Genomic DNA, 11,136 nt, shown 5'->3' with positions numbered 1-11,136 from the left:
AGAAATGTGTATAAAAGGGTATAGATGCATGATCATGTGATTACGCGATAGATGAGAATAGGGAGGTCATTGGTAATGGCTATTCAACGTAAGAAAATTACGGTTGTAGGTGCAGGTTTCACGGGTGCGACGACGGCGCTTATGCTGGCGCAGAAGGAACTTGGCGATATCGTATTGGTCGATATTGCGCCTCTGGAGAACCCTACGAAGGGCAAAGCGCTCGATATGCTGGAGGCCACTCCGGTTATCGGCGTCGATGCGAACATTATCGGTACATCGAACTACGAGGATACGAAGGATTCTGATGTTGTCATCATTACAGCTGGCATTGCGCGCAAGCCTGGCATGAGCCGTGATGATCTCGTGAATACCAACGCCGGCATCGTGAAGTCCGTCTGCGAAAGCGTAAAAGCGACAAGCCCTAACGCTTACGTAATCATCCTGAGCAATCCGGTAGACGCGATGACTTACGTCGCCTATCAGTCGCTTGGCTTCCCTAAAAATCGCGTTATCGGTCAGTCCGGCGTTCTGGATACGGCCCGTTATTGCACCTTCATCGCGCAAGAGCTGAACGTGTCGGTGGAAGATGTTCGCGGGTTTGTGCTTGGCGGGCATGGCGATGACATGGTGCCGCTTGTGCGTTACTCCAACGTCGCAGGCATCCCGATCGAGAAGCTGATTCCGGCGGACCGCATCGAAGCCATCGTTAAGCGTGCGCGAGTCGGTGGCGGCGAGATTGTCAATCTGCTCGGCAACGGCAGCGCTTATTACGCACCGGCTGCTTCTCTCGTACAAATGACGGAAGCTGTGCTGAAAGACAAAAAACGCATTATTCCGGTTATCGCGTATCTCGAGGGCGAATACGGATACGAGAATTTGTTCATGGGCGTGCCTGCTATAATCGGCGGTGACGGCATCGAAAAGGTAATCGAGCTTGAGCTGACGGTTGAAGAAAAAACGGCGCTGGATCAGTCCGCACAATCCGTACGCAACGTGATTCAAATTGTAACAGCCGGTTAATCCGAACAAAAAACGGGATAAACAGAAATATACAGCCGTTTTGCTGCACGCAGTAATGGACAGTAACAGCGGCTCGTTCGTCTCATCCCTATATAGTTTTGACTTAAAGTACGGGAGGACCCTGACAGAACGCTGCCAGGGTTCTTTCCGTTTTGGAAGAGAGGAGGCTGCGGTAAGAGATGGAGAAAGCATTGCACTTGCTTAAGGAAATATACGGATACGACTCGTTTCGTAAAGGTCAAGAAGACATTATTGCGGGCATAGTGGATGGTCACGATACGCTGGCCATCTTGCCGACGGGCGGCGGGAAATCGATTTGTTATCAAATTCCGGCTTTGCTGCTGCCGGGTACAAGCTTGGTAATATCGCCGCTAATCTCGCTGATGAAGGATCAGGTCGACAGCCTGCACCGCGTAGGTGTAGCAGCAGCGTTCCTGAATAGCTCGCTTGGTGCTGCGGAGTACCGGGAAGTGCTCCGTAAGGCGATGCAAGGGGAATACAAGCTGTTGTATGTAGCACCGGAGAGGCTGGACGCCCCGATGTTCCAGACGCTGTCGGAGCAGCTGCACATCCCGCTCATCGCGATTGACGAGGCGCATTGCGTCTCGCAGTGGGGACATGACTTCCGTCCAAGCTACCGCCAGCTTGCCGGATGGATCGGCCGAATGCCGAATCGTCCGCTTGTGGCCGCTTTTACGGCCACGGCTACAGAAGAGGTAGCCGATGATATTGCTCATATGCTCAGGTTGAATGATCCGCGCCGGTATGTGACGGGTTTTGCCCGTCCCAATCTGTCCTTGTCCGTCGTGAGCGGAGTGGATAAAAAGCGGTTCCTGAAAGATTTTTTAAAGCAACGAGAGGATCAATCCGGCATTATCTATACAGCGACGCGAAAAGAAGCAGAAGAAGTCGGCGGTATCGTTCGGCAATTTGGTCTGGAATCAGGCATTTATCATGGCGGATTGTCAGATACCGAGCGGGCGGCGACGCAAGAGAATTTTCGGTTCGACCAGGTCCGCGTCATGGTGGCGACGAACGCGTTCGGTATGGGCATCGACAAGCCCAACGTCCGATACGTCCTGCATTGGCAGATGCCAGGCGACCTGGAGTCATATTATCAAGAAGCGGGCAGAGCCGGCAGGGATGGGGAAGAGAGCGACTGTATCCTGCTCTTCGAACCGGCCGATATGCAGGTTCAGCGCTTCCTGATTGAGCAGGGAACAGGGGATACGGAGCGGAAGTCCGTTCAGATGTCCAAGCTTCATTTGATGATGAATTACAGCCGGACGCAGCGCTGTCTGCAGCAGTTTATTGTAGACTACTTCGGAGAGAGTGACGTCCCCAAATGCGGAAAATGCAGCAGCTGCCTGGACAAGAGCGAAGCGGTCGATCGTACGGAAGATGCGAAGATGGCGCTCTCTTGCGTAGGCAGAATGAAGGGACGTTTCGGCGTGACGATGGCGGCGAAAGTGCTGAAGGGCTCCCGCGACAAGAGGCTGCTGGAATTTGGCTTGGACAGGCTAACGACGTACGGACTCATGCGTCACTTGCCGGAGAAGGAAGTTGCGGATTGGCTGTATTGGCTTGTTGCGGAAGGGTACATGAGGCTTAGCGAAGGCCAATATCCGACGGTCTCGCTGACGGCGAATGCGCTGCCTGTTCTGGAAGGCAAGGAGAGGATATCGCAGCGGGTGCGGGCGTCCGTAAGACAGGCGGCATCGGCATCATCTGTTTCGTCCCCATTATTCGATGCGCTTAAAGCGTGGCGCAGAGACGCGGCGGCGAAGGAAGGCGTGCCTCCATTTATGATTTTCTTCGATGCTACCCTTAGAGATATTGCGAATGCCCACCCGGCATCCATTAACGAGCTGCTTGATGTGAAAGGGATCGGGGCGGCTAAGGGAAGCAAATATGGGGAAGATATTATCGGCATTGTTGCCGGCTTCCCGCAATCATCCGGCGATTCCGCAGCAGGGAGCTATTCCCGGTCTAGCAAGCAAGCATCGGCTGCCAGAAAATCGGATCAAGGAGAGCAGCCCAGCCATCTGCATTCGCTGGAGCTATTCAACTCTGGCATGTCGACAGCCGAGATTGCAAAGGAACGAGGATTCAGCCAAGTGACGGTGGAGGGCCATATCATTCGCGGTGCAGGCGAAGGCTATGAGGTGGACTGGGACCGAATTATTCCACCCCACCAAGAAGAGAATATATTAAAAGCAATAGAGCTTGTCGGCACAGAGCGGCTGAAGCCGATTAAGGATGAGCTTCCTTCAGACGTAGCTTATTTCGCAATACACGGCGTGCTTTGCAAGCACGGCATACCTAGCGGCGCGAAGTGATACAAGTGATTTGAAGCTTCATCAAGTGAGAGACGGGGAGAAAAAGCCCCGTCTTTTGTTTGCCTAATGGCTGATTTAAAGAAGTTGCCGTATTGGGATTGAGGCCAGTCTTTTTTCATATGCCGATAACCGGTCCTATCGTTCAGTTGCCGGGTATCGCTTTTCATGACATAATGAAATCGAACCGGTACCATGAGCATCGGAACAGTACGAAGCGTAGGAGCAGATTCAAATGTCCAAATCAGATTCGGTTACGATTGCAGATGTGGCTAAGCGGGCAGGCGTAGCGAAATCAACGGTGTCACGGATCATTAACGATGTACCGGGCGTCAAGCCGGTAACGCGCAGCAAAGTGCTGCAAGCGATTGAGGAGCTTGGCTTCCGGCCTAATATGCTGGCTAGAAGTCTAAAGACGAATATGAAGCTGCAGATTGCGCTTGCCATTGACGATATTCGCAATCCCTATTACCCGGAGCTGGCATGGGCAGTAGAGCAGGTGGCGAAGGAGAACGGCTTCCGCCTTGTGCTGATCAACCATTACGGCAACCCGTCGGAAGAACTCTCGATTATGGGCAAAGTCAATGAAATGCATATCGACGGAATCATTATGTCGACAATCAGCTTCCCGGCAGCACTAAAGAAGTATATTAATCACTCGACAGTGCCCGTGTGCGCAATCGGCAATCTGGGTGACGATGTGAATGCGGATATGGTGTATCTCTCCAAGCCGGAAGGTACGCTTGCAATGGAGCATCTGATTCGAATCGGCTGTACCCATATTGCATACGCTGGTGGTCCCAAGGAGATGCATCAGGGGGCGCGATATGCCGCTTATGAAGGGGGACTTAGCGCTAATTTCATGAAGTTAAAGCCCGACCATGTCTATATTGGCTCCGAATTCTCTTTGCAGACAGGCATAGAGGCGGCGGACTACCTAAGTCATCTTCCGAAGCTGCCCGACGGCGTATATGCTGCCAACGATATGATCGCCATTGGCCTTATCCAACGGCTTCTGGAGATCGGCATTCGGGTTCCAGAGGACATTACAGTAGTAGGCATAGACGATATTAGCTGGTCCACCATTACCAAGCCGCGTGTCAGCACGGTCTCCAATCTGACAGCAGAGACGGGAAGAATCGCCGCAGAGCTGCTGATCAAGCGGATCAAAGAGGGGCAGACAACGCCGCTGCGCAAAGTGCAGCTGGAGCCTCGGCTGATCGTGCGGGAATCTACGGTAAAGGTAACGGAGTCCTGATTGTTCTCATTCAAGCAGTCAGCTGCGGTCTCTTGACATATCAATGAGGCCGTGTGATACTATTTTCGAACCGGTTCGAAAATTTTCATGAAAATAATTCAATAGAGCCGGTATCGCACGCATTAACGATTTTTAGTTGAATGAGTTGATTCGTATGGTTGGATATAGATGCTAACCTGCGGTTCTGAAATCAGAGTGGACTCAAACAAATCGATCTCGAATGACAGGAGAGACAGACATGGATAATAAGGCAGCATCTCCCGTAAGCCATACAGGCTTGAAAGCGGATTACATTGAACGCACCTATGCAGGGTGGCTAGGCAAGGTGATTGGCGTCCGGCATGGTGCCAACGTAGAAAATTGGAGCTATGAGCGGCTGCAGCGTGTATTTGGAGAAATAACGGCTTACCCGCATGATTTTCGTAATTTTGCCGCTGATGACGACACGAACGGGCCTTTATTTTTCCTCCGGGCTCTTGAGGACTATACACATACACGCGAGATTACGCCGGAGCAAATCGGTCTGACCTGGCTGAACTACGCCCCGGACCAGCATGGCTTCTACTGGTGGGGCGGCTATGGGGTATCCACGGAGCATACCGCGTATCTGAATTTGAAGAATGGCATCATGGCGCCCAGATCGGGTTCGATTGAGCAAAACGGGGCAGTAGTTGCGGAGCAAATCGGCGGACAAATCTTTATCGATGTATGGGGGATGATCGCTCCCGGCAATCCGAAGCTTGCCGCCGAATATGCGGAGAAGGCAGCCAGCGTATCGCATGACGGCGAGGGGATCTACGGGGGGCGTTTTATCGCCGCTGCGATCTCTGCCGCATACACGGCTGGCAGCGTGGATGAGATCATCGACGCAGGTCTGTCCGTTATTCCAGAGGAAAGCGTGTACCGAAAAATGGCGGATGCCATCAGAGCCTTCCACCTGGAGCATCCGGACAATTGGCGCGATTGCTTTATGTATGTCAGAGACCATTTTGGGTATGACAAGTACCCGGGCAACTGCCATATCATTCCGAACTCGGGTGTTATCCTATTATCCATGTTATATGGTGCAGGCGATTTCTCGCGAACGATCAATATTTGCAATATGTGCGGCTGGGATACCGACTGCAATGTAGGGAATGTAGGCGCGATTCTTGGTGTATATGTAGGCTTGGACGGCATCGGGGACGAGTGGAGAGCGCCAATAAATGATTTTCTGTGCAGCTCCAGCGTGATGGGGGCGCTTAACATTACAGATTTGCCATCGTGCGCAGCCTATATTTCCCGCTTTGGCTACCTCATTGCAGGCGAAGCTATGCCGCAGGAATGGGAAGCGATATTACGGGGCAGAGGACCTAAATTCCACTTCGAATATCCTGGCTCTACGCACGCGATGAGGACGGATACGAGCGACGAAGCTCATGTGAGGGCTTTGATTGAAAATACGGAAGAATGCGCTTATACAGGCTCACGTTCATTGAAAGTTGTGTTCGACAAGGTACAAGGCGGAGAAGCTTACCGGCTTTATCATCAGACGTATTACCGTCCTGCAGACTTCGATGACAGCCGCTATGACCCTAGCTTCTCGCCGATTCTGTACCCGGGACAATCGATCTCGGCGCAGCTGCTGCTGCCGCAGGACTCGCCGGTACCGGTCAAAGCGGTGATGTATGTGAAGGATGGCAATCGCAATGAAAGATATTATGGGGAGCCGATTCAGCTTATCCCTGGACAATGGCAAGAGGCGGCCTTTGATATTCCTTATATGTCAGGCGCTTGTCTGGAGGAAGCCGGCATTGAGCTTATCCCGCTTGATGGACGGTCGATGGATTTGATGGTTTACGTGGACGACTTTAGCTTCTCCGGTCAGCCTCATTATGAGATTGACTTCAAACAAGAACGTCTTGAGGTATGGAATAGCCTGCATATTGAAGTCAGTCAATTCTCGTATTTGAGAGGTTTATGGACGCTGGAGGATGGAGAGCTAAGCGGAAGTTATTCCGCAGAATCGGCAGAATGCTATACCGGAGATCCTGCTTGGACCGATTATCGACTGGAGGCCGAGCTTATTCCGAAGCTGGGTGAGGGCCATTATATGTTGACTCGCGTACAAGGGGGCATTCGGAGCTATGCTGTGGGCCTGGCGCCAGGCGGCAAGCTTGCGCTTCTCAAAAACAACAACGGCTATGAGGTCTTAAAGGAAGTTGATTTCCCTTGGGAGGCAGGACAAGCCTATACCATCGCTGTTACGGCAAAGGGTGCTAAGTTCACGGTAGAATGGAATGGTGAGACGTTATTGTCTTACGAGGATAACGACCAGCCTTATCTCAATGGCGGCGTCGGCTTTGCGACGATGCATGGAAGCCATACGCACTTCACGCGGTTTGCAGTGAAAGGCATTTAATTCATACATGAAGCGGGATCTGGCCACAATGCCTGATGCCGCTTTTCTTTTTTTATCAGATATAAATGCTGAAAAGAGTTAACTACCGTGTTTAAACACTGACATACAAGATGTCATATTTTCTGCGTTATGATCCTTGTAGCGGATCGGAGTTAGCATCCCGAAAGAGGGGGAAACGGTGTGAAGCTGGAACGTTTGCTTGGTATTACGATAGAGCTGATGACGAAAAAACGGGTTACAGCGGCAGAGCTGGCCACCCGCTTCGAAGTGTCCATCCGTACGATCTACCGTGACTTGGATTTGATTAACGAGGCCGGAATACCCGTTGTGTCCTTCTCCGGCGTGGTCGGGGGCTTCGAGCTGATGGAAGGCTATTACTTGTCGAAGCAGCATTTCTCCATCGATGACTTGTCCGTCATTTTTCATCTGCTAAAAGGGATGGAAGAAGCGGTCGGGAACAAAATCACGTCGATTGTACATAAGCTGGGCAGCTTGCAGCCCGCCCTGCTGAACGGAGGCAGCCCGAACCCCATTATTATCGACGCAAGCGCTTCGGTATTGGAGAAGGATGCGATCAAGCCTCTGTATGAAGCGATCGGACTGCAACGAGTCGTTACGTTCTCGTACAGGGACTCGGCGGGGAACGAATCGGAGAGAAGCGTGGAGCCTGTCCGGTTGTATTGGGACCGGGGCTGGTGGTATGTGGAGGGATACTGCCTGTTGAAGCAGGCTCAGCGTTGCTTCAAGGTATCCCGTATGTCTCAGCTTCAGGTGACGGATGGACCATTCCGCCCAAGGCTCGAGATGTCTGCATCGATGGGGCAGGAGAATGTGCAGGCCATTGAGGTTCATCTTCGTTTTGAGGCCACCAATCAGCCGCGTATTTTCGAGCAGTTTCAAGGCCAGTGCACACACCGGGGCACGCATATCGATGTGCATACGCTGTTTTTTTCGCCAGCTTATGCCTTATCCGTTATCCTCAGCTTCGGTCCGATTGTCGAGATTATATCTCCAGAAGACCTAAGGCAGCAATTGTTGAACCAGCTTGAAGCGATTCGTACAAGATATGAAAACTAAAGGAGGCCGTAACAGATGACGATTCTGGTAACTGGCGCAACAGGAACGATTGGAAGACATGTAGTGGAGCAGCTAGTGAAGAAAGGGGTGCGGGTAAAGGCTGTTACTCGTAATCCGGAGACGGCCCAGTTGCCCGAAGGGGCAGAGGCGGTAGCGGGCGATTTGACAAAGGCGGATACGCTGCGGGAGGTGCTGACGGGCGTTACCGGCATTCATTTGATCGCGTCCAGCTATGATTCGTATATGCCGTGGAATACCGATCCAGCCCTAATCCGGCTAGCGGAGGAAGCGGGCGTGCAGCGGGTATCCCTGCTGATGTCATACGAAGAAGGGCCGCTCGAAGAGGCGCTTAAAGCAAGCTCGCTGGAATGGACGATGCTTATGCCTGTGGAGTTCATGTCCAATGCGCTAATCGACTGGCAGCCGTCCATTCAAGCGGAGGGGGTTGTCCGGGAGCCGTTCGGCTCTGTGCGCAGCGCCCGAATTCACGAAGGAGATATCGCGGCCGTATCCGTCGCGGCGCTTGTTAATGGCGGACATCATAGCCAAAGCTATTACTTGACAGGGCCGGAGGCGTTGTCAAGGATTGAGGCGGTCAAGGTGATCGCGGAAGCGACAGGCAAGGACATTCGCTTCGAGGAGCTGTCGGAGGAAGAAGCCAGACAAAGATGGAGCGAGCAGGGCTATGACGAGGAATCCATCGCATTTTTTGTCCAGATGGGCAAAAATCCGCCTGAAATCGGGTACACGGTGCTGCCGACAGTGGAGCAGGTGACCGGCAAGCCGGCGAGAACGTTCGCCGAGTGGGTGCTCGACCATAAGGATCGATTTATATAAAGCGTTATTCGGCAAATGGTTTCAGTGTGGTATTCATCCGAATACCCGGCAATTTCAAGTATTTGCTTTTACGAATGAAAGGAGAATGGCGATGTCGCTAGCCATTGAAGTGAATCAGCTTCGAAAGTCATACCGCAATCGGGAAGTTGTGAAAGGAATTGATCTTGCGATTCGTCAAGGAGAGCTGTTCGCCCTGCTTGGTCCGAATGGCGCAGGCAAAACAACAGTCGTCGAGATGTTGTCCACGCTGATCTTGCCGGATGGCGGGACGGCGCGGATCGGGGGACGCGATGTGGTGAAGGAGGCGGCGGCCGTCCGGGGCAAAATCAGCCTGACTGGGCAGTTCGCTGCGCTGGATGAAGGGATGTCCGGCTTTGAGAATTTGGCGATGTTCGCCAAGCTTTACGGTTACTCCTGGAAGGAAGCTCGGCGGCTAGCCGATGAGCTGCTGCCTGCATTCGGTCTCGAGGAGGCGAGGCACCGCCTTGTAGAGCAATACTCGGGCGGTATGAGAAGGCGTCTGGATATCGCGGCAAGCGTATTGGCCCAGCCGGAGGTCATCTTCCTCGATGAGCCGACGACGGGACTGGACCCTCAGAGTCGTCTGCAAGTTTGGGAAGTCGTGCGCTCCTTGCTGAAGCAGGGTACGACGGTATTGCTGACGACCCAGTACCTGGAGGAAGCGGACCGGCTGGCAGATCGAATCGCTGTGCTGGATGAGGGGCGCATCATTGCTGAAGGAACGCCGAGGGAGCTGAAAGCTGCCGTCGGGGGGAAGACGCTGACGATTCGCTTGAAGGAGCAGGTCGTGCTTGAACCCTATATCCGGCTGCTGGCTGACGATCACGGATTGCATATTACGCGGGATGAGGAAGATCCGCTAATGATCAAAGTTCCTTCGCCGGATGAGCGGTTGGCAAGTCGAGCCATTCAGACGCTTATGGACCATCACTGTCCGGTAGTGGAATTCGCTCTCTCCGAGCCAAGCCTTGATGAGGTATTCCTCTCGCTAACTGATGCGCGCAACAAGGAGGCGGTATCATGAACAAAACTCATTCTGTGGACTCGTCGGGCCAACCGGCCTGGATCATCCGGCGTGCCGTTCTGCGGAGACCGGGACGTGCTGCCGCAACAGGCGTATTTATGAGAAGAACCTTCCTTGGCGTTAAAAACAATCCGTTTGGCTTTATCGTGGATTGTCTGGCATCGCCCGTTCTGATGCTGCTTATCTTTACGTATTTGTTCGGCGGGGCCATTGCGGGATCGACCTCCGAATACATTCAATTTCTGCTCCCCGGCGCTTTGGTTCTCATTGTGGCTCCTATGACCGTCTATAGCGGGACCACGTTATGCCAGGATATTGCGAAGGGTGTGCATAACCGGTTCCGGACGATGTCCGTCTGGCCGCCGGCGAGCGTGCTGGGACCGATCATCACCGATTCCTTGCGATATGTGGTCGCATCGATAGTCACGATCGGCATCGGTCTTCTGCTCGGTTTTCGCCCAGAAGGAGGATCGGGAGGCGTATTGATGGCTCTTGGTTATGCCGTTTTCTTTGCCTTCAGCATTAGCTGGATATTTGCCATGATGGGCATCGTCGTGAAGAAGCCGGAGACGGTGTCTGGCACAAGCATGGTCATGATTTATCCACTGCTTTTTGCAAGCAGCATCTTTGTCGACTCGGCTACGATGCCGGGCTGGCTGGGAAGGATCGTTGATTATAACCCGATCAGCCTTGCTGCATCCGCTCTCAGAGGGCTTATGCATGGAACGGCGACTGCGGCTGACCTTGCGTGGGGCATCGGAATGGGAGCTCTGCTCATCGTAGTTTTCGCACCGCTCACGTTCTACTTTTTCCGAAAGCATAACACACGCTAGGCGGACAAAGAGCGGATGAACATACGCCCCCGCTATATCGCTCCCGCGTTCTAAGCCGAGAAACTCGGTTTGCAGCGTCTCTGCCAGCTCGCGCCCGCTCTCTAAGCCGAGAAACTCGGCTTGCAGCGTACTCGCGAGCCCGCGCACGTGCTCTAAGCCGAGAAACTCGGCTTGCAGCGTCCTCGCAAGCCCGCGCCCGCGCTCTAAGCCGAAAAACTCGGCTTGCAGTCGCTCCGCGAGCCCGCGCCCGCGCTCTAAGCCGAGAAACTCGGCTAGCAGCGTCCTCGCGAGCCCGCGCCCGCGCTCTAAGCCGAGAAACTCGGCTAGCA

8 protein-coding genes are annotated in these 11,136 nt (G+C 53.3%); all 8 read left to right on the top strand.

The annotated features are described in order from the left end of the window. The first annotated feature begins 75 nt into the window (after positions 1 to 75). The 8 genes from mdh (at position 76) to ACFVSO_RS18470 (ending at position 10,807) form a co-directional block, all read left to right on the top strand. Positions 76 to 1,020, top strand: coding sequence for a malate dehydrogenase (gene mdh / locus ACFVSO_RS18505; RefSeq protein WP_387476266.1), 945 nt, complete (start codon positions 76 to 78; stop codon positions 1,018 to 1,020). Between the two features lie 179 nt (positions 1,021 to 1,199). Then, a complete protein-coding gene (gene recQ, locus ACFVSO_RS18500) occupies positions 1,200 to 3,359 on the top strand; it encodes a DNA helicase RecQ (RefSeq protein WP_387476264.1) in 2,160 nt (719 codons plus the stop codon). Between the two features lie 232 nt (positions 3,360 to 3,591). Beyond that, a complete protein-coding gene (locus ACFVSO_RS18495; RefSeq protein WP_387476262.1) occupies positions 3,592 to 4,614 on the top strand; it encodes a LacI family DNA-binding transcriptional regulator in 1,023 nt (340 codons plus the stop codon). Positions 4,615 to 4,852: 238 nt separating this feature from the next. Continuing rightward, a complete protein-coding gene (locus tag ACFVSO_RS18490) occupies positions 4,853 to 7,015 on the top strand; it encodes an ADP-ribosylglycohydrolase family protein (protein WP_387476260.1) in 2,163 nt (720 codons plus the stop codon). Positions 7,016 to 7,195: 180 nt separating this feature from the next. Then, complete coding sequence (locus ACFVSO_RS18485; RefSeq protein WP_387476258.1) at positions 7,196 to 8,092, top strand: helix-turn-helix transcriptional regulator; 897 nt, start codon at positions 7,196 to 7,198, stop codon at positions 8,090 to 8,092. 15 nt (positions 8,093 to 8,107) lie between these two features. After that, positions 8,108 to 8,929 carry an SDR family NAD(P)-dependent oxidoreductase gene (locus tag ACFVSO_RS18480; protein WP_387476256.1) on the top strand — a complete coding sequence of 274 codons (822 nt, stop codon included), beginning with the start codon at positions 8,108 to 8,110 and terminating at the stop codon, positions 8,927 to 8,929. Positions 8,930 to 9,020: 91 nt separating this feature from the next. Continuing rightward, complete coding sequence (locus ACFVSO_RS18475; protein ID WP_387476254.1) at positions 9,021 to 9,974, top strand: ATP-binding cassette domain-containing protein; 954 nt, start codon at positions 9,021 to 9,023, stop codon at positions 9,972 to 9,974. After that, on the top strand, positions 9,971 to 10,807 hold the full coding sequence (locus ACFVSO_RS18470) for an ABC transporter permease (protein WP_387476252.1): 837 nt from the start codon (positions 9,971 to 9,973) through the stop codon (positions 10,805 to 10,807). The genes ACFVSO_RS18475 and ACFVSO_RS18470 overlap by 4 nt, the downstream gene beginning before the upstream one ends. Positions 10,808 to 11,136 lie beyond the last annotated feature (329 nt).

This window comes from Paenibacillus sp. NPDC057967 (assembly GCF_042887015.1).
Lineage (GTDB): Bacteria > Bacillota > Bacilli > Paenibacillales > Paenibacillaceae > Pristimantibacillus.
Note: the sequence above shows the minus strand (reverse complement) of the source record. Positions and strands in the feature narration are given on the sequence as shown.